This is a genomic window from Mycolicibacterium canariasense (assembly GCF_002101555.1).
GTDB classification, from domain to species: Bacteria; Actinomycetota; Actinomycetes; order Mycobacteriales; family Mycobacteriaceae; genus Mycobacterium; species Mycobacterium canariasense.
Map to the genome: position 1 here is coordinate 1 of NZ_LQOL01000100.1, position 18,526 is coordinate 18,526.

An 18,526-nucleotide genomic window follows, 5' to 3' on the forward strand; every position below is an offset into this window, starting at 1 on the left:
ACACACCCAGCCAACCAGACACCCCAATCACAGGCCGACAGCAGCTGACCGTTCTACACCCTCAATCATGAAGAGCCTCATATCGCCACTCGTCGCGTGCAACTGGACGCCAGTGCCGCGGCCGCCGCGGGGCACGCTGTCGAGTGGCTGCGTCGGCACAACCCCACCGACGCCGTCGGATACCTGCCGCTGAGCCTGCTGGAGGCGGATCCGGCCCTGTTCCTGTGGGGACTGACCGAGCAGAATCTGGACATCGCCGAACGCCATATCGGGCTGCCGGTGCGCTATCTGGGCCTCGAGGTACGCGCCGAACGGACCGTCCCCACCGGGGAGCGGCATCCTGTTCGGCACTGGCACTTCGATGTCGAAGACCGGCGCATGCTGAAGGTCATCGTCTACCTCACCGATGTCGACGCCGACACCGGGCCGTTCGAGTTCCTCAGCCGGCCGGCCAGCGACCTGGCCCGCCAGACCCTGCGGGTGCGTCCCGGCCTGACGTTCCTGCCCGATACGGCGGTGTCCTCGATGGTCCCGGCGTCGGACTGGAGCAGTGTGACGGGACCGGCCGGCACCGCGGTGTACGCGGACACCGCCCGGCTGTTGCACCGGATCAAGGCCCCCACCGGCGGTGACCGCTACTCGGCGACCTTCGTCTACACCAGCGACCGGCCGCGCCACACGTTGTCCCGGTTCATGCCGCCCCGACACATCGTTCAGTCCATGCTGCCCCACCTCACGGCACGGCAGGTTCGGGCGCTGAATCCGGCGGCGTTGAGCGCCCCATCGGACCGAAAGACGTTGCGGGAAGCCATCATCAACCGGTCATCGAGTTGACGCCTCCAACAGGGCGCGAAACCCGGAGGCCGGGTACACCTGCGCGCCGGCGGCGCGGGCCCGCCCGGCCAGGGCGGCATCCGAGGTCACGACGGTGATTGCACCGCAGCCGGGGTCGTCACCGAGTAACCGGACGATCTCGTCATCGGCGGAATCGGCGGCCGCGACCGGGGCGTGCGCGATCCGGATCGACGTGGACCCGATGGGCGGCGAGGGCGGCCGCTCGAAGACCACCGTCACCTGATCACCGTCGGCGGCCCAGGCCTCCAGCCGCGTCACCAGCGCGACCATGGCGCCGTGCCGGTCCTTCCACCAGCCGTCGGGCCGCGATCCGATCACGTTCATCGCATCGACGATCCAGCGCACACCCCGACGTTAGTAGAGTCCGGACATGGACTCCACGGAGCGGCGGCTGCGCGACCTCAAGCTGTTGCGCCGCGTCCGGGACCGGATGGACCGTGAGTACGCGCAGCCGCTCGACGTCGAGGCCCTGGCCCGCGGGGTGAACATGTCCGCGGGTCACCTGTCGCGACAGTTCAAACTCGCCTTCGGCGAATCGCCGTACTCCTATCTGATGACGCGCCGGATCGAGCGTGCGATGGCGCTGCTGCGCCGCGGCGACCGGACGGTCACCGAAGTGTGCTTCGCGGTGGGCTGTTCGTCACTGGGCACCTTCAGCACCCGGTTCACCGAACTGGTGTGCGTACCACCGAGCGTGTACCGCGATCAGACCGCCGGCGCCCGCCAGGGGCTGCCGTCCTGTATGGAGAAGAACGTGACCAAACCGATCAGGAATCGAGAAGCCCCGGCAGTGGGCCTGCACCTAGCGTGAACTCCATGCCGAACAGCGACATCACCATCCACAACACCTTTCTGCCACATGACGACCCGGAGGAGTCGCTGGCGTTCTACCGCGACGTTCTCGGGTTCGAGGTCCGTCTGGATGTGGGCGCGGACAAGATGCGCTGGATCACGGTGGGGCCGCCCAACCAGCCGGGCACCTCGATCGTGCTGCACCCACCGGCGGCCGACCCCGGCACCACCGATGCGGAACGGCGCACGATCGCCGAGATGATGGCAAAGGGCACCTACGCCATCATCGTGCTGGGCACCAAGGATCTCGACGCCACCTTCGAACGCTTGCAGGCCACCGACACCGACATCGTCCAAGAGCCGACCGCCCAACCCTACGGCGTCCGCGACTGCGCCGTGCGTGACCCGGCGGGCACCATGATCCGCATCCAGGAAGTGCACTGAGGGAAGGATTGTCGGCAATGGCGAGGACATCTGATGGCGACTCGGCGACCGCGCCGGTGTCGGCGGCGATCGAGCCGAACACGACACGATGAGTCCGATTGCCGACAGCCATGACCGGATCCGGGTCACCGGTGCGCGGGAGAACAACCTCAAAGATGTCAGCATCGCACTACCCAAGCGCCGCTTGACGGTGTTCACCGGGGTCTCCGGTTCGGGTAAGAGCTCGCTGGTCTTCGACACCATCGCCGCCGAATCGCAGCGCCTGGTCAACGAGACCTACAGCGCCTTCGTGCAGGGGTTCATGCCGACGCTGGCCCGCCCCGATGTCGACGTGCTGGACGGCCTGACCACCGCCATCATCGTCGACCAGCAGCGCCTGGGCACCGACCCCCGTTCCACCGTCGGCACCGCCACCGACACCGGGGCGATGCTGCGCATCCTGTTCAGCAGGCTGGGCAAACCGCATATCGGTTCACCGCAAGCATTTTCGTTCAACGTGGCCTCGATCAGCGGCGCCGGAGCGGTGAAGATGGAACGCGGCGGCAAAACCGTCAAGGAGCGCCGCGAGTTCAGCATCACAGGTGGGATGTGCCCGCGGTGCGAGGGGCGGGGCACGATCAACGATATCGACCTGACCGCCCTGTACGACGACGCCAAATCGCTCAACGAAGGGGCGTTGAGCATCCCCGGGTACAGCATGGAGGGCTGGTACGGCCGCATCTTCCGGGGGTGCGGGTTCTTCGACCCGGACAAACCGATCCGCAGGTTCACCAAGAAGGAACTGGACGCGCTGCTGCACAAGGAGCCCACCAAGATTCAGGTCGACGGGATCAATCTCACCTACGCCGGCCTGATTCCGACCATCCAGAAATCCTTCCTGTCCAAGGACGTCGACGCGATGCAACCGCACATCCGTGCGTTCGTCGAACGAGCGGTGACCTTCACCGTGTGCCCGGAGTGCGGCGGCACCAGGCTGTCGGAGCTGGCCCGCTCGTCGAAGATCAAGGGCCGCAACATCGCCGACGTGTGCGCCATGCAGATCAGTGACCTGGCCGAGTGGATCGCCGGTATCGAGGAGCCCACCGTCGCACCGCTGACCACCGCGCTGCGCCACACCCTGGACTCCTTCGTCGAGATCGGGCTGGGTTACCTGTCGCTGGACCGACCGTCCGGCACGCTGTCGGGCGGAGAAGCCCAGCGGGTCAAGATGATCCGCCAGCTCGGATCGTCGCTGACCGATGTCACCTACGTGTTCGACGAGCCAACGGTGGGTCTGCATCCGCACGATATCGCCAGGATGAACGACCTGTTGTTGAGGTTGCGGGACAAGGGCAACACCGTGTTGGTGGTCGAACACAAGCCCGAGGCGATCGCGGTGGCCGACCATGTCGTGGACCTCGGCCCGGGTGCGGGCGCCGCGGGCGGCGAGGTCGTGTTCGAAGGGACCGTGGCACAACTGCGCAAGAGCGCCACCCTGACCGGGCGGCATCTCGATTACCGGGCCGCGTTGAAGGACGCCGTGCGCGAACCCACCGGAGCCTTGGAGGTGCGCGGTGCCGATACCCACAACCTGGCCGGAGTGGACGTCGATATCCCGCTCGGTGTGCTCGTGGTGGTCACCGGGGTGGCCGGGTCCGGAAAGAGTTCCTTGATCCACGGATCGGTGGCCGGCCGTGCCGGTGTGGTGGCCGTCGACCAGTCCCCCATCCGGGGTTCCCGGCGCAGCAACCCGGCGACGTACACCGGACTACTCGAGCCCATCCGCAAGGCGTTCGCCAAGGCCAACGGCGTGAAACCGGCCCTGTTCAGCGCCAATTCCGAAGGCGCCTGCCCCACGTGCAAGGGCGCCGGTGTCGTCTACACCGACCTGGCCATCATGGCCGGGGTGGCCACCACCTGCGAGGAGTGCGAGGGTCGGCGGTTCGACGCCGCGGTCCTCGAATACACCGTGGACGGCCGCAACATCAGTGAGGTACTGACGATGTCGGTGTCCGACGCGCTGGACTTCTTCGCGAGGTCCCTGCCTGCGGCGTACAAGATCCTGGAACGCCTGGCCGATGTGGGTCTCGGATATCTGACGTTGGGCCAGCCGCTGACCACACTGTCCGGCGGGGAGCGGCAGCGGTTGAAGCTGGCCACCCATCTGGGCGAGAAGGCCGACGTCTACGTCCTGGACGAGCCGACCTCGGGCCTGCATCTGGCCGATGTCGCGCAACTGCTGGCGCTGCTCGACCGGATCGTCGACTCCGGCAAGTCGGTCGTCGTGATCGAGCACCATCAGGCGGTGATGGCGCATGCGGACTGGATCATCGATCTGGGCCCCGGCGCGGGGCACGACGGTGGCCGGGTGGTGTTCGAGGGCACGCCGAGCACCCTCGTCGAACAGCGTGGCACGCTGACCGGCGAGCACCTGGCGGCCTACGTCGGCGCCTGACATTGCCCGACTTGACGCCTGTCAAGTATGGTCGGTGGATGCTCGCCCAGGACGTTCTGCCGACCGTGCCCACCACCACCGACGAGGCACTCGACGTGTTCGACGCCGCACCTGCGGTGGAGCCCGACTTCATGCTCGGCACCTGGCGCGGCGCGGAACTGCCGACCGGGCATCCGCTGGACGGCCTACTGGCCGCCAGTGGGTGGTGGGGCAAGCAGTTCCTGAGCGCCGAGAAGGTTCATCCGTTGCTGTTTCCCACCGCCGACCGCACCGCGCTGTGGGCGATGAACCCGCTGCTCGCCTTCGCCGGACTCGGCCCGACCAGCAAGCTACCGATTCTGAAAACCGTGTCGCTGCAACGGCCGATCGCCACACTGCGACCGGTTCTGCGCACCTCCGCCCCCAAGGCCCGGCTGCGCACCACCCGGTATCGCGACATCGACACCGCCACGATGATCTACGACCAGCTGCCCATCAACGACCTGTTCCGCAGACTGTCCGACGACGAGGTGATCGGCGCGATGGATCTGCGCGGGGTTTCCCGGCCCTACTTCTTCGTGTTGCGCCGGGACACGTCGCTGCCGGTGCTGACCTGATCCGCGATGTGTGCAGGTCGCCGTAGCGACGGGCTAGGCGATGAGGCGGACCAGGTACGGCGCCATGGTGTCGGTGCGCACCGGTGACACCGTGACCGCCGGGCTGGTGGCCTCCAGCATCTGGCCGTTACCCAGGAACAAGGCCACACTCTGGGTGCCGTCCGGTCCGAAGAAGATCAGGTCGCCGGGCAACGCCTGCGACGGCAGCACCTTCTGACCCACCTTGTACTGCTCGCCGGAGGATCGGGGCAGTTTGAGCCCGACACCGGCGAAGGCGTAGACGATCAGACCGGACGCATCGAACCCGACCACGTTGGCGTTGGGGTCGACCGTCGGCGCCGCCGCGGCCGCCGGCGCGGTCAATCCGGGGAAGTTCAGACCCGGGACCAACCCCGGGGCTCCTGCGGCGACCTGGGGTGTGCCGAACCCGGCGGCGGGGTCGGCAGCCAGCGGCGTGACGTCCTGCGGCACACCGCGAGTCGGCCCGCTGGCGTTGCCGCCACCGTAGGTGTAGGGAACCCCGCGCTGGGACAGTGCCCGCGCGATCACGAAGTCGATCGCCTGCTGGTTGCGTGCGGGCCGGCCGAACGGGTCCGCGGCGGCGACACCGGGGGTGGCCAGCAACACTGCCAAGCCGATCAACAAGGCACAGATGCGCTTCATCCGAACCTCAACTCTCTGCAATTCACGCGGGATTCACGGCGTGACCACGAAATTGACGGCCACTGCAGACATTTCTACCGTCCGCTCGGCCGACAACCCAAATTCCATGCGGCACAACGCTGATGAGATGCAATACCGTAACCGAACGGTGACCGCCGACACGGAAAAGCGCCGATTCGCTGTGCGAACCGGCGCTTTTACGGCGTGTGGGGCGGGAGCTTACTTCACCGCTGCGAGCGCAGCGTCGTAGTTCGGCTCCTCCGCGATCTCGGGTACCAGTTCGGTGTAGGCGACCTTGCCGTCGGCACCGATCACCACAACGGCCCGGCCCAGCAACCCGGCGAACGGACCGTCGACGAGGGTGATGCCGTAGTCCTCACCGAAGCTGTCCCGGAACGCCGATGCCGTGATGACGTTCTCGATCCCCTCGGCTCCGCAGAACCGGCTCTGCGCGAACGGCAGGTCCTTGGACACGTTCACCACGGTGGCACCGCCGGCGGCGGCTCGCTCGTTGAAAGTCCGGACGCTGGTGGCGCACACCGGCGTGTCAACCGACGGGAAGATGTTCAGCACGACGGACTTGCCGCTGAACTGGTCGCTGCTGACGGGCGCCAGATCGGTGCCGGTGAGGGAGAAAGCCGGCGCCGGCGCTCCCACAGCAGGAAGCTCGCCGACGGTGTGGATGGGGTTTCCCTTGATGGTTATCTGTGCCATGCCGACCAGTCTGTCAAAGATGCGGTGCGGTGTGCAGGCCAGGTGCGGGATTGCCGCGCTGGCAGGATGAGACGGTGATCGTCCTTCCCGACGCGGTGACGGCCATGGCCGCTCGGGGACCGCAGTGGCAGGCCTGGGTGGATCGCCTGCCCACCGTGGTCACCGCGCAGCTGGACGGCTGGAACCTCACCCCCGAGGGCGCACCCAACCATGGGTTCTGCTCGATCGTGGTGCCGGTGCGCACCGCAGACGGCGATGCCGCCGTGTTGAAGGTGGCGTTCCCCGATGTGGAATCCGAGCACGAGCATCTGGCCCTGCGCCGCTGGGGCGGTTCCGGGGCGGTCCGGCTGATGCGCGCCGATCCGCATTCCCGGTCCATGCTGCTGGAGCGGCTGCAGAACCGGAACCTCGAGGAGCTGTGGGATATCGAAGCGTGCGAGGTGGTTGCCGGGCTGTACGGGCGCATCCACGTCGCCGCCCTGCCGCAGCTGCGACCGCTGGCCGGCTTCGTCCGGGAGTGGACGGCCGCGCTGCGAGCGCTGCCCCGCAACGCGGCGGTGCCGCGTCGGCTGGTGGAACAGGCGATCAGCCTGGGCGACGATTTCGCCACCGACGCCGCATGCGGCGGGACGTTGATCCACGGCGACCTGCATTACACCAACGTGCTGGCCGCCGACCGGGAGCCGTGGCTGGCGATCGACCCGAAACCGATGAACGGTGACCCGCACTACGAGCTCGCGCCCATGCTGTGGAACCGATGGGACGAGCTGACCGGGTACGTCCGCGATGGTGTGCGGCGTCGGTTCTACGCCCTGGTCGACGCCGCCGGGCTGGACGCCGATCGGGCCCGGGCCTGGGTGACGGTACGGGTGATCCACAACGCGATGTGGGAGCTGACCGAGCAGGCCGAACCGGACCCACACTGGCTGACCACCTGCGTGGCGATCGCCAAGGCCGTGCAGGACTAAATCAGCACAGGCAGCGACGAGATGCCGCGCAGTGTCACGTTCGGCTTGTACACCGGCTCCCCCGCCAACCGGGCGCCCGGGAAGCGGGCCGTCACCGCCGACAACGCGATCGAGGCTTCCATCCGGACCAGGGCAGCACCCAGACAGAAATGCGTGCCGTGCCCGAAGCCCAGATGCCGGATGGTGCCGCGATCCGGGTCGAAATCGTCCGGCCGGGCGTTGACTGCGGGGTCGCGGTGGGCGGCGGCGAGCAGCACGATCATGGTGTCGCCCTTGGGCACCGTGACGTCCGGCAGGACGATGTCCTCGGCGGCGATCCGCCCCAGCAATTGGGCCGGCGGGTCCCAGCGCAGCGTCTCCTCCACCACCCGGGCGGCGCGCCCGGGGTCGGTTCCGAGCGCCTCCCACTGCGCCGGGTTGCGCAGCATCACCAGGATGGCCGTCGCGATCAGACTCACCGTCGACTCGTGGCCGGCGATCAGCAGCAGGTTGCAGGTCGAGATGATCTCGTCCTCGGTCAGCTGGTCACCGGATTCCTCGACGGCGACCAGCGCCGAGATCAGGTCGTCGCCCGGAGCGCGGCGCCGGCGCGCGATGAGCTCGCGGAAATAGGACCGCAGCCACTTCCCGGCTTCGATGCGCTCGTGGAAACCCTCGGGCACGCCGGTGGCGGCGAGGAACGGGTCGACGGTCTGACCGAGCAGGGTGCTGGCCCGGCCGAACTGTGGCTCGTCCTCGACCGGCACCCCGAGCAGCCGGCAGATCACCGCGACCGCGAGCGGATAGGCCAGGCCCGTCACCGCGTCGAATTCGCCATTCGCCTGCGCGGTGTCCAGCAGATCGTCCACCACCGCGGTGATCTCGGCCTGCATCGCGCTGATCACCCGCGGCGCGAACGCCTTGACGACCAGCTTGCGCAGCCGGGTGTGGTCCGGCGGGTCCAGGAACAAGAACGCCGGCGTCCGGCGCTGGTCGACCAGCCCGGCCAGCCCGAACGGCCTCGGCTGCTTGCCCTCGGCGAGCTGGCGCTGCGCGATGGTCGACTTGTTCCGGTCGCTGGCCGCCGCCGGATGCCGCAGCACGGCATCGCAGTGAGCGTAGGAGGACAGCACCATGAGATTGGCTTCCGGCAGGTGCAGCGGACCGTGCTCACGCAGTTGCCGGTACACCGGATATGGGTCCGTCCGGTTTGCCGGGGCCAGCGCCTGCGCCAGCAGGACCTGCGGGGCGGCCCCCGACCGCGTTCGCCTCATGGCCACTATTGTGCAGTTGCTGCGCGCAACTGTTGACGCAGGCGTTCAATTCGGGCGGCATCGGTCAGCGCGAACCGCCCCAGCAGGCCGGGATCCGGCCCCGGCGGCATGGGTGCCACCGGCAGGCTGCCGTCCACCGGCACCAGCGACCGTCCGTCACCCACCACATCCCCACCCAGCAGCAGCCGGGTGCCCAGGGCGGCGGCGTAGCCGAGCTCCGGCAAGGCTCCGGCCAGGGCGAGACCGGTCGCCACGCCGATCCCGGTCCAGGCGTCGGAGACGACCACACACGGCAGACCGGCCAGCTCGGCGACCCGCAGCGCGCGGCGTGCCCCGCCCAGGCGGCCGCAGCGCAGCACGGCGATATCGGCGGCTTCCCGCACGCGGTGCGGGTCGCCGGCGTCGGCGGCGATCCGGACCGCCACCCTGGCCCGCACCCAGGCCACCTGTTGCAACTCGCGGCACGGCTGGGCCACGAACTCGACGCCGCCGGCCGCCTGCTCCAGTGCCGCGATCGCGTTCACCGCTTCGGCGGGCTCCCAGCGGCCCCGGGCGTCGCAGCGGATGAGCCCGGACGTCCCCAGCTCGGCGCGCACCGCGGCCACCCGCGCCGCGTCGCCGGCGAGCCCGTGGACCGGGTCACCCACCTCGACATCGGCGGTCCGGCAGCCGGCCGCCCGCACGATCTCGCGCGCTCGGACCGGGCCGACGGCCGGCACGCTGACCGCCACCGGCACCCGGCCCCGGACCGCATCGGGCCAGCCGATGGTGCCCGGCTCGGTGGCCGCGGTCAGCCAGCGACCGAGCTGCCCGGCGTCGGCGTCCTGCGCTGGGCTGAACTCCCCCCAGCCCTGCGGCCCCTCGACGAGCAGGCCCTCGGCCATCGTCGATCCCCGCACCGGGTCGAGCACCGGGACGGCGAAGGGCCGCGCGTTGTCGAGGTCGATGAGCGTCTGCACAGGCGCTATCGAATCACGTACAGCGGGACCAGCATCTCCGCCGCGGTCAGCGACCCGTGGTGGCCGATGAGATTCGACTGCAGCGGTTCGACCCCGGACCGGATGACCGCGCCGTTGCCGTGGGCCACCACCACGACATCGCCGATCCGTGGCGCCACGTGTGCACCGACCGCCGGACCGAACCAACCGGCGGTGATCACTTCCTGGCGGGTGAGCACGGTGAAATCGGTGCCGAGCAGCTCACGCCAGGCGGCGGCCACGTCGGGTCCGGCCCCCGGCTCGGTATGGACGTGCCGTGCGCGCGGCTCACCACCGAGGCCGCGAACACTGTTCTGCAGCAACGGTTCCCGGTCGAAGTCCACCGGCGATTCGACGTGCACCATACCGTGGTCGGCGGTTACCAGCAGGGCGGTATCGGCGGGCAGGCGCTCGGCGATCGCGCGGATCGTCAGGTCGATATGAGCCAATTCCAGCGCCCAGGCCTCCGACGCCGGTCCGCGCACGTGCCCGGTCATGTCCAGGTCACCGTGGTAGGCGTAGACTAGGGCGCGTTCCCCGCTCCGCAAGGCCGCGAGGACACCGTCGGCCAGATCCCCCGCCGAGAAGTTCGGCCGAAACTCGCCGCCGCGCAACGCCGCCCGCGTCAGCCCCGATCCGGCCTGGTACATCGGCGCCACCTGCGTGACGGCCACGCCGTCGGCCGTCGCTCGCTCGAATACCGTGGGAAGCGGTTGAAACTCTTCGGGCACAAGCTCTTTGAGCAAATCGACGCGAGGCCCCTGGCCCACCAGCCGCCATTTGAGCGGGTTCATCATCCGCTCGTGGCCGGGTACGGCGAGCAGGTAACCGACCAGCCCGTGCTCCCCGGCGGGAACACCGGTGCCCAGCGACGCCAGGCTGGCCGCGGTGGTGCTGGGGAAGCCCGCGGTCAGCGTCCGGCCGGTGACGCCGTCCAGAAACGGTGCGGCCTCGCGCCGGGCCGCCACCAACTCGGCGCCCATTCCATCGACCAACAGCACCGCCACCCGGCGGACGTCGCCCAACCCGAGGCCGATGCGGTCCTGCTCGCCCGGCACGCCGAGCGCGCCGAGCACCGACGGCAGCAGATCGGCCAGGGCGCCGCCACCGTAGTGGGGGGTGATGAACATGAGGTCAGGGTAGGCCGCGAGCCGCGCTTGGCCGGCCCACTACCATGGCCGCTGAGCGAGGATTTGGGAGCAACCGGATGAACACCAGTGACGGTAGAGCCGCCCGAGGCCGGCGGGGTCGGCTGGCGAGTGGGGCGCTGCTTGGCGCTCTGGCCTCGGCACTGGGCGGGACACTGGCCGTCTTCCCCGGCGCACCGAGCGCGGCGGCCGATCCCTGCCCCGACGTGGATGTGACCTTCGCCCGCGGGACGACCGAGCCACCCGGGCTGGGCTCCGTCGGGCAGGCATTCGTGAACGAGGTCCGGGCCCGTGCCGGATCCCGCACGGTGACCGACTACGCGGTGAACTACCCCGCCAGCAACGACTTTCCGACTGCTTCCGATGGTGTCATCGACGCGATGAACCACGTCAACGCGATGGCGGCGAACTGCCCGAACACCAAACTGGTACTCGGCGGCAGCTCCCAGGGCGCCGCCGTGATCGGCTACGTCACCGGCCCGGCCATCCCGCCCGGCTACATCGTGCCCGAGGGCATCAACGGGCCGATGTCGGCGCAGACGGCTCAGCATATCGCCGCGGTGGCGCTGTTCGGTACGCCGTCGGACGGTGTGGTCAGCACGATCGGTGCACCGCCGGTGGTGATCGGCCCACTGGTCGCCGACAAGACGATCAACATCTGCCTGCCCGGCGACCTGATCTGTGCGGGCGGCGGCGGGATCAGCCTGGTCCACGGCAACTACGCCCGCACCGAGGCGCCCGTCGAGGCGGCCGACTTCGTCGCACAGCGGGTGTTCTGAGCGGCGCGGTGCCGTGGACCGTGCGCTTGACTTCGGTGGCTCGGTCGATGAGGGCGTAGACCGGTTCGGACAGAAGTGTTTTCGCGATCATGGAGCGATCTCCGTAGTGGGAAGTCGTCAAATCGGCCCGATTCGTTCCCACCCTCTAGTCTGGTCATCATGTCGCGCGTGCTGACGGTGAACATCGCCCAACCACGGACCAGCCCCGATGACGGCCGCCTGCAGACCGGGATCGACAAGCGACCCGTCGACGGCGCAGTCGAGGTGCGCTCTCCCGGACCGATGCAGGGCGGACTGGGCAGCGGTCTGGTGGGTGACCTGATCGGCAATCAGGCCTTCCACGGCGGCGACGACCAGGCGGTGTATGCCTACGCCCGAGAGGATCTCGACGCCTGGGAAACCGAACTCGAGCGGGACATCGCCAACGGGGCGTTCGGGGAGAACTTCACCACCACCGGTGTCGACGTCACCAACGCCGTGGTGGGTGAGCGGTGGCGGGTGGGCTCCGGAGGTCTGGAACTGGAGGTCTCCCGCCCCCGGATTCCCTGCCGCACCTTCGCCCTGTGGCTGGAGATCAACGGGTGGGTCAAGACGTTCACCACGTCCGCGGTCCCGGGCGCCTACCTGCGGGTGGTCACGCCGGGAACGGTACGCGCCGGCGACCCGATCGAGGTGATCCACCGGCCCCACCATGAGATCACCGTCGGCTTGGTGTTCCGCGCCATGACCCTGGAGGGCGCCATGCTGCCGTCGGTGCTGGCCGCCGATGCGCTACCCGAGGACATCAAGGACAAGGCCAGGCGGCGGGCGGCGCAGGTTCAGGGCGCTGCGGGGAGCTGATCGCCGACCAGCGACGCGATCCGATCCGCCAGATAGGTGTGCCCGGCGTCGGTGGGATGCACGCCGTCTGAGCCGATCAGGTCCGGGCGCCCGACGAACCAGCGTTCGGCGATCGGGTCGATGAACACCGCGCCGAATGCCCTGGCAACGTTGCCGAGGGCATCGCGGATCTGCAGCACCTTGCCGGGCACGTCGGCGGTCGGCCACGGTGGCCCGATCACCAGCAGCTTGGCCGCCGGCGCCGTGCGCCGCGCGGAATCGAAAGCGCTCCAAGCCATTCCGCTCAGCGCCAGCGGGTCGGCGGGCTCGTCGTTGCGGGAACCGAAGAACACCACCAGGACATCGTCGGGACGGACAGCACGGGCCGTGAGATCCACGAAGAGGCTGCCGTGGTCACCGCGGACCGCGTATCCGGCCCGGCCTTCGGAAGCCACGTCCGCGGCCACCGGCTTTCCCTGCCGTGCCAGGTCGCGCCAGGCTTGGGTCGGCCAGCCCTTGTTGCCCATCCCACCGATGTTGGTTCCGGTGGTGTACGAATCGCCGATGACGGCGATGTGGCTGATCGGCGCGTCCCGGCTGACGGTCATCACCTGGACCGGACGGGAAGTGCCCAGTCCGGCCACCACCGCCAGCGACGTCATGACCACGGCAAAGCGGCGCAATGGTCTCCCCTCTCGGTCCGAGATGATTCGGGCATCAACAAGATCAGCTCCGCCGACAGCCTACTGGCTCCCGGTCAGTTGGTTTGCCGCGCAGTGCTATTCGTCACGTCCGGCCCACAGCGGACGCTCAGGCGGACAGCTTGCGGTCGTCCCTGCCGACCGGCTGCACCGTCGGTGTGGCGTCTTTGACGTCGACCATCCTGCGCATCCACCTGCGCGCCGGCTCCTCGACGAAGTGGTACAGCGCGGCGGCCGCGGCGAACGCGATCGCGAACAAGCCCGCCAGGATCCATTTGCCGGCCGGCCCGGTGAGGGTGAGCTCGAATTGCAGCACCGCCCAGTTCCATGCGGTGTGCACGATCTCGTGCACCATGTACAGGCTGAACGAGATCTGCCCGCCATAGGTGAGCACCCGCATCGACAGCAGGCTGGGCAGGGTTCCGCTGCCGATCGCCAGCGTCACCACCAGCGGCACGAACAGTAGGTCCAGCACGCCGCCGCTGTCGATGACGTCCGGGATGGGGTGCGCGTCGAACCAGTACAGCGCGCCGATGAGCGCCGCCACCAGAAGTACCGCCGCCACCCCGGCAAGGGTGCGGGTGCGGTCGGACGGATTGAGCCTGCGGACCGCCGCGCATGCGATGGCGCCGGCGGTGAACTGCATGATGATGCGCGGCAGCCAGCTCCACGGGGTGTAGAAGTGCCCGCTGGCCAGCAGGAACATCACCGGCGGCAGGGTCACCGCGAACGCCAGCCACAGCAGGGTGCGGGCCCGCGTCGCCCTGGCCAGCCGGAAGATGACCAGCACCAACCCGCCGAACAGCAGGTATGCCAGCCATTCGGCGCTGATCGACCATGCCGGCCCGTCCCAGCTGGAGCCGTCGAAGAAGGGTTGGAACCACAACTGCACGAGGAACAGCTGCCGGATGTAGCTCACCGCGGTGAGGGTGTGCACATTCTCCGACGGCACGTGTCCGACGTAGAGGGTGAAGATGATCCACAGCGCGGCCAGGTGCAGCGTGACCAGATAGACCGGCCACACGCGGGCCAGCCGCATCCAGAGGAAGTGCAGGGTGGCCCTGGTGGACCAGTTCTTGCCCATCTTGTCGATGTAGGTCCAGGTCAGCACGAAGCCGCTGAGGATGAAGAACAGGTCGACGCCCTGGGCGCCGCAGTTCAGGATCGGTGCCAGTGCCTCGCTGAGATCCGGGGCGGCTTCGTGCAGCAGCGGGCGGAAGTGGAAGAGCACCACCCAGACGGCGGCGAAGATGCGAAGGCCGGTGAGGGCCTTGATCTCTCCGCTACGCACAACACTCTTTCCGTGGCCGATTCCGTGCAAAGGGTATCAGCGCAACGGATCGACGGCCGCGAAGTGAACCCTGCGCGATTCCTGTCAACGACGCGGTGAACGGGTCAGGGCGCCGGGGCGGGTGCGGGTCCTGGTGCGGGTGCGGGTTCGGGTGAGCTGGGTGCCGCCGGGTCGTCGGGATGGGTGGCGTTGTATTGCGCGGCATTGCGATTGAGGCCGTCGAGGTAGGCCTTGAGCTTGAGGCCCTGCAACACCGGCGGCAGTCCGGGCCCTGGCGGTGCCTGGTCGGTGAGCTGCCAGGTCTGGCAGCCGGTGGTCTTGAACATGCCGTCGGTGGCGTCGATCTGGACCACCTGCGCCTCGTGGGTGAAGGCCCGGTCGATCGTGTCGCCGGTCTGCCCGGCCGGCGCCGCGGCGATCCGGCGCCAGGAGCAGGTGCCGTCGCCGACCGGTCCGGCCGAGGCGTACACGCCGGGGACGATGTCGGTCCCCACCACGAAGGAACCGTCGTGGTCGATGACGTTCTTCGGTGCGGCCGGCGATGCGGGCGCCGGCGCAGGCGTCGGAGTGGCCGGATCGGCCATGGCCGTCGCGGCACCGCTCCAACCGAGGAGCGTGAACGCGGCCAGCGCCGTGCCGGCCAGGGTGGGGATCACCCGCAGTTTCGACCTCATACACCTCAGGGTAGGCCCGCGCCGGGCGGGTCCGGCAACCTGAGGACGCGATGAGTGGCTTCCGCCCCTGCGCCACGGCCCTGCGCGCCCGAGTACCACGGTCCCCCGCGGCTCACCGATCTCAGCGGTATATGCACAGGTAGACCGGGTCAGAAGGGACCGCTGCGAGCGTTGGCGAAAGGGGCACTCGACGTTGCAAAATATGTACGGCACGTCACTCTGTTATATGGCCTAAGCTCTCAGTTACATAAGCTAACCTGTGGCGATCATAAGACGCCTGGTGAATGCGGCGAAACAACCCAACGGGGGAACTCGAACTCGATGAACGTGCTCAAACGCATCTGGATTCCACTGGTCATCGTGATCGTGGTCGGCGTTGCCACGTTCACCGTGATGCGGGTCCGCACGTTCTTCGGCACCGGTCCCGGTTACGTCTCGACCGAGAACAGTGCCTCCGACGAGAGCGAGCCGTTCGACCCCAAGGTGGTCAAGTACGAGATCTGGGGTTCCGGCGCCACCGCCAACATCAACTACATGGACCTCGACGCCAAGCCGCAGCGGGTCGACAACGCCCCGCTGCCCTGGACATTGACGCTCAGCACCACCGCGCCGTCGGTGTTCCCCACCATCTCCGCACAGGGTGACGGTGACAGCCTGTCCTGCCGTATCACGGTCGACGACGAGGTCAAGGACGAACGGACCGTGGACGGCGTCGGTGCGCATACGTACTGCCTGGTGAAGTCGGCATGACCACCATGCCCGGTGCCACCCCAACCGATCCGCCGACCGACGCCATCCCGGCGGTGAAGCAGCCGAACCGCACCTTCATTCCGCGCACCATCCGGACCCTGGCCCTGCCGATCATCCTCGGCTGGATCGCCATCATGGTGCTGCTCAACGTGATCGTCCCCCAGCTCGAAGAGGTCGGGAAGCTCCGCTCGGTGTCGATGAGTCCCGATACCGCCCCGTCGATGATCTCGATGAAGCGCATCGGCGCCGACTTCGGCGAGTTCAAATCGGACAGCTCGGCGATGGTGGTGCTGGAGGCCGACCACCAACTCGGCGACGCGGAGCACAAGTTCTACGACGAGATGATCAAGAAGCTGGAAGCCGACACCAAGCATGTCGAGCACATCCAGGATATGTGGGGTGATCCGCTGACCGCGGCCGGTGCGCAGAGCGCCGACGGCAAGGCCACCTACGTGCAGGTGTACCTGGCCGGGAATCAGGGCGAGTCGCTGGCCAACGAGTCCGTCGAGGCCACCCAGAAGATCATCGACGGTATGACCCCGCCGCCGGGTCTCAAGGTGTTCGTCACCGGCCCGTCGGCGTTGATGGCCGATCAGCACATCGCCGGTGACCGCAGCATGCAGATGATCACCATGCTGACCTTCGGCGTGATCATCGTGATGTTGCTGCTGATCTACCGATCGGTGGTGACGGTTTTCCTGGTGCTGGCCATGGTTGCCGTCGAGCTCGGTATCACCCGCGGATTCATCGCCTTCCTCGGCTACCACGACATCATCGGGCTCTCGACGTTCGCGACGAACCTGTTGGTGACGTTGGCCATCGCCGCGTCGACGGACTATGCGATCTTCCTGATCGGCCGCTATCAGGAAGCCCGCAGCGTGGGTGAGGACCGCGAGTCGGCGTATTACACGATGTATCACGGCACTGCCCACGTGATCCTGGGCTCGGGTATGACGATCGCGGGCGCGACGTTCTGCCTGCACTTCACCAAGCTGCCCTATTTCGTCTCTCTCGGTATCCCGCTGGCCATCGGCATGATGGTCGCGGTCTTCGCTGCCCTGACGCTCGGGCCCGCCGTTGTCACCGTGGCTTCGCGCTTTGGCCAGACCCTGGAGCCCAAGCGCGCGATGCGCATCCGGGGCTGGCGCAAGATCGGCGCGATCATCGTGCGTTGGCCGGGTCCGGTGCTGGTGGCCACGATTGCGCTGTCGATGGTGGGCCTGCTGACCTTGCCCGGGTACCGCGCCGGGTACAACGACCGCAATTACCTGCCCGCCGACATTCCGGCGAACGTCGGCTACGCGGCGGCGGACCGGCATTTCAACCAGGCCCGGATGAATCCGGAACTGTTGATGATCGAAAGCGATCACGATCTGCGTAACTCGGCTGATTTCCTGGTGATCGACAAGATCGCCAAAGCGGTGTTCCGCACTCCGGGTATCGGGCGGGTGCAGGCCATCACCCGGCCTCAGGGCACGCCGATCGAGCACACCTCGATCCCGTTCCAGATCAGCATGCAGGGCACCTCTCAGAAGATGAACGAGAAGTACCAGCAGGACATGATGGCCAACATGCTCAAGCAGGCCGACGATATGCAGACCACCATCGACAACATGACCAAGATGCAGAGCATCACGGCGCAGATGGCGGCCACCACGCATTCGATGGTCACCAAGATGAAGAACATGACCGTCGATGTGGCCGAATTGCGGGACCATATCGCCGATTTCGATGATTTCTTCCGCCCGATCCGCAACTACCTGTACTGGGAGCCGCACTGCTACGACATTCCGTCGTGCTGGGCGATCCGGTCGATCTTCGACACCCTGGACGGGATCGACACCATGACCGACGACATCCAGCAGTTGATGCCGGACATGGAACGCCTGGACACCCTGATGCCGCAGATGGTGGCGTTGATGCCGTCGATGATCGCGACGATGAAGAACATGAAGACCTACATGCTGACCATGTATCAGACCCAGAAGGGCATACAGGATCAGATGTCGGCCATGCAGGACAATTCGTCGGCGATGGGCGAAGCCTTCGACGCGGCCCGCAACGACGATTCGTTCTACCTGCCGCCGGAAACCTTCGACAACCCCGAATTCAAGAACGGCATGAAGAACTTCATCTCGCCCGACGGGAAATCGGTGCGGTTCATCATCAGCCATGACGGCGATCCGATGAGCCCGGAGGGTATCTCGCATATCGAGGCCATCAAGCAGGCCGCCAAGGAGGCCATCAAGGGCACCCCGCTGGAGGGTTCCAGGATCTACCTGGCCGGAACCGCCGCCACCTTCAAGGACATGCAAGAGGGGGCGAACTGGGATCTGGTCATCGCCGGGATCGCTTCGCTGTGCCTGATCTTCATCATCATGCTGATCATCACCCGCGCGGTGGTCGCCGCCGCGGTCATCGTCGGCACGGTGGTGCTCTCGCTCGGGGCGTCGTTCGGCCTGTCGGTGCTGTTGTGGCAGCACCTGCTGGGCACCCCGCTGCACTGGATGGTGTTGGCCATGTCGGTGATCATCCTGTTGGCCGTCGGATCCGACTACAACCTGTTGTTGGTGTCCCGGTTCAAGGAGGAGATCCATGCCGGGCTGAACACCGGCATCATCCGCTCGATGGGCGGCACCGGATCGGTGGTCACCTCCGCGGGCCTGGT

The 18,526-nt window shown here is 67.7% G+C and carries 19 protein-coding genes; 10 read left to right on the forward strand and 9 right to left on the reverse strand.

From position 1 onward, the window contains the following. Positions 1–96 precede the first annotated feature (96 nt). Positions 97–834, forward strand: coding sequence for a phytanoyl-CoA dioxygenase family protein (locus AWB94_RS32270; RefSeq protein ID WP_062654716.1), 738 nt, complete (start codon positions 97–99; stop codon positions 832–834). On the opposite strand, the gene AWB94_RS32275 is transcribed toward AWB94_RS32270, so the two are convergent. Further along, a complete protein-coding gene (locus AWB94_RS32275) occupies positions 823–1,200 on the reverse strand; it encodes an NYN domain-containing protein (RefSeq protein WP_062654717.1) in 378 nt (125 codons plus the stop codon). The genes AWB94_RS32270 and AWB94_RS32275 overlap by 12 nt on opposite strands. A 25-nt stretch (positions 1,201–1,225) precedes the next feature. Here AWB94_RS32275 and AWB94_RS32280 point away from each other — a divergent pair, with 25 nt between their 5' ends. From AWB94_RS32280 to AWB94_RS32295, 4 genes are all read left to right on the forward strand, one after another. Continuing rightward, positions 1,226–1,666 (forward strand): helix-turn-helix transcriptional regulator, encoded by a 441-nt coding sequence (locus AWB94_RS32280; RefSeq protein ID WP_062654718.1) that lies wholly within the window; start codon positions 1,226–1,228, stop codon positions 1,664–1,666. Between the two features lie 5 nt (positions 1,667–1,671). After that, entirely contained in the window at positions 1,672–2,091 is a 420-nt protein-coding gene (locus AWB94_RS32285; RefSeq protein WP_062654728.1) for a VOC family protein, read from the forward strand. Between the two features lie 88 nt (positions 2,092–2,179). Next, the gene (locus tag AWB94_RS32290; RefSeq protein ID WP_062654719.1) at positions 2,180–4,525 is read left to right on the forward strand and encodes an ATP-binding cassette domain-containing protein; all 2,346 of its coding nucleotides are present in this window, start codon (positions 2,180–2,182) and stop codon (positions 4,523–4,525) included. A 38-nt stretch (positions 4,526–4,563) separates the two neighbouring features. After that, complete coding sequence (locus AWB94_RS32295; RefSeq protein WP_062654720.1) at positions 4,564–5,121, forward strand: DUF4334 domain-containing protein; 558 nt, start codon at positions 4,564–4,566, stop codon at positions 5,119–5,121. 33 nt (positions 5,122–5,154) lie between these two features. On the opposite strand, the gene ripD is transcribed toward AWB94_RS32295, so the two are convergent. Beyond that, positions 5,155–5,784, reverse strand: coding sequence for an NlpC/P60 family peptidoglycan-binding protein RipD (ripD, locus tag AWB94_RS32300; protein ID WP_062654721.1), 630 nt, complete (start codon positions 5,782–5,784; stop codon positions 5,155–5,157). Between the two features lie 219 nt (positions 5,785–6,003). Next, on the reverse strand, positions 6,004–6,498 hold the full coding sequence (gene tpx, locus AWB94_RS32305) for a thiol peroxidase (protein ID WP_062654722.1): 495 nt from the start codon (positions 6,496–6,498) through the stop codon (positions 6,004–6,006). A gap of 74 nt (positions 6,499–6,572) precedes the next feature. On the opposite strand from tpx, the gene AWB94_RS32310 reads away from it, so the two are divergent. Next, complete coding sequence (locus AWB94_RS32310) at positions 6,573–7,466, forward strand: aminoglycoside phosphotransferase family protein (protein WP_062654729.1); 894 nt, start codon at positions 6,573–6,575, stop codon at positions 7,464–7,466. Here the strand turns inward: AWB94_RS32310 and AWB94_RS32315 are convergent. The 3 genes from AWB94_RS32315 to AWB94_RS32325 are packed head-to-tail and all read right to left on the reverse strand — an operon-like array spanning position 7,463 to position 10,826. Then, a complete protein-coding gene (locus AWB94_RS32315; protein WP_062654730.1) occupies positions 7,463–8,719 on the reverse strand; it encodes a cytochrome P450 in 1,257 nt (418 codons plus the stop codon). The two genes, AWB94_RS32310 and AWB94_RS32315, sit on opposite strands and share 4 nt — an antisense overlap. Before the next feature lie 5 nt (positions 8,720–8,724). Next, positions 8,725–9,678, reverse strand: a complete 954-nt coding sequence (locus tag AWB94_RS32320) for an enolase C-terminal domain-like protein (protein ID WP_062654723.1) — start codon at positions 9,676–9,678, stop codon at positions 8,725–8,727. A gap of 5 nt (positions 9,679–9,683) precedes the next feature. Beyond that, positions 9,684–10,826, reverse strand: a complete 1,143-nt coding sequence (locus AWB94_RS32325) for an alkaline phosphatase family protein (protein WP_109761961.1) — start codon at positions 10,824–10,826, stop codon at positions 9,684–9,686. Between the two features lie 77 nt (positions 10,827–10,903). Here AWB94_RS32325 and AWB94_RS32330 point away from each other — a divergent pair, with 77 nt between their 5' ends. Together AWB94_RS32330 and AWB94_RS32335 are read left to right on the forward strand one after the other, a co-directional pair. Further along, positions 10,904–11,623, forward strand: a complete 720-nt coding sequence (locus tag AWB94_RS32330; protein WP_084394933.1) for a cutinase family protein — start codon at positions 10,904–10,906, stop codon at positions 11,621–11,623. 159 nt (positions 11,624–11,782) lie between these two features. After that, a complete protein-coding gene (locus tag AWB94_RS32335) occupies positions 11,783–12,463 on the forward strand; it encodes an MOSC domain-containing protein (RefSeq protein WP_062654724.1) in 681 nt (226 codons plus the stop codon). On the opposite strand, the gene AWB94_RS32340 is transcribed toward AWB94_RS32335, so the two are convergent. The 3 genes from AWB94_RS32340 to AWB94_RS32350 form a co-directional block, all read right to left on the reverse strand. After that, positions 12,442–13,125, reverse strand: coding sequence for an Rv0518 family GDSL lipase (locus tag AWB94_RS32340; RefSeq protein ID WP_409365951.1), 684 nt, complete (start codon positions 13,123–13,125; stop codon positions 12,442–12,444). The two genes, AWB94_RS32335 and AWB94_RS32340, sit on opposite strands and share 22 nt — an antisense overlap. A 127-nt stretch (positions 13,126–13,252) precedes the next feature. Next, on the reverse strand, positions 13,253–14,434 hold the full coding sequence (locus tag AWB94_RS32345) for an acyltransferase family protein (RefSeq protein ID WP_062654725.1): 1,182 nt from the start codon (positions 14,432–14,434) through the stop codon (positions 13,253–13,255). A gap of 104 nt (positions 14,435–14,538) precedes the next feature. Then, positions 14,539–15,108 (reverse strand): Rv1352/Rv1906c domain-containing protein, encoded by a 570-nt coding sequence (locus tag AWB94_RS32350; protein ID WP_062654726.1) that lies wholly within the window; start codon positions 15,106–15,108, stop codon positions 14,539–14,541. A gap of 321 nt (positions 15,109–15,429) precedes the next feature. Between AWB94_RS32350 and AWB94_RS32355 the strand changes: the two genes are divergently transcribed. Both AWB94_RS32355 and AWB94_RS32360 read left to right on the forward strand, forming a co-directional pair. Next, on the forward strand, positions 15,430–15,858 hold the full coding sequence (locus AWB94_RS32355; RefSeq protein ID WP_062654727.1) for an MmpS family transport accessory protein: 429 nt from the start codon (positions 15,430–15,432) through the stop codon (positions 15,856–15,858). Beyond that, on the forward strand, positions 15,855–18,526 hold a 2,672-nt coding region (locus AWB94_RS32360), incomplete at its 3' end, for an MMPL/RND family transporter (protein ID WP_085122593.1). The genes AWB94_RS32355 and AWB94_RS32360, both read left to right, overlap by 4 nt.

Coding starts and splice junctions, on each gene's coding strand:
- AWB94_RS32280 (WP_062654718.1), top strand. CDS start 1,226: ATGGACTCCACGGAGCGGCGGCTGCGCGACCTCAAGCTGTTGCGCCGC.
- AWB94_RS32285 (WP_062654728.1), top strand. CDS start 1,672: ATGCCGAACAGCGACATCACCATCCACAACACCTTTCTGCCACATGAC.
- AWB94_RS32290 (WP_062654719.1), top strand. CDS start 2,180: ATGAGTCCGATTGCCGACAGCCATGACCGGATCCGGGTCACCGGTGCG.
- AWB94_RS32295 (WP_062654720.1), top strand. CDS start 4,564: ATGCTCGCCCAGGACGTTCTGCCGACCGTGCCCACCACCACCGACGAG.
- ripD (WP_062654721.1), bottom strand. CDS start 5,784: ATGAAGCGCATCTGTGCCTTGTTGATCGGCTTGGCAGTGTTGCTGGCC.
- tpx (WP_062654722.1), bottom strand. CDS start 6,498: ATGGCACAGATAACCATCAAGGGAAACCCCATCCACACCGTCGGCGAG.
- AWB94_RS32315 (WP_062654730.1), bottom strand. CDS start 8,719: ATGAGGCGAACGCGGTCGGGGGCCGCCCCGCAGGTCCTGCTGGCGCAG.
- AWB94_RS32325 (WP_109761961.1), bottom strand. CDS start 10,826: ATGTTCATCACCCCCCACTACGGTGGCGGCGCCCTGGCCGATCTGCTG.
- AWB94_RS32330 (WP_084394933.1), top strand. CDS start 10,904: ATGAACACCAGTGACGGTAGAGCCGCCCGAGGCCGGCGGGGTCGGCTG.
- AWB94_RS32335 (WP_062654724.1), top strand. CDS start 11,783: ATGTCGCGCGTGCTGACGGTGAACATCGCCCAACCACGGACCAGCCCC.
- AWB94_RS32350 (WP_062654726.1), bottom strand. CDS start 15,108: ATGAGGTCGAAACTGCGGGTGATCCCCACCCTGGCCGGCACGGCGCTG.
- AWB94_RS32355 (WP_062654727.1), top strand. CDS start 15,430: ATGAACGTGCTCAAACGCATCTGGATTCCACTGGTCATCGTGATCGTG.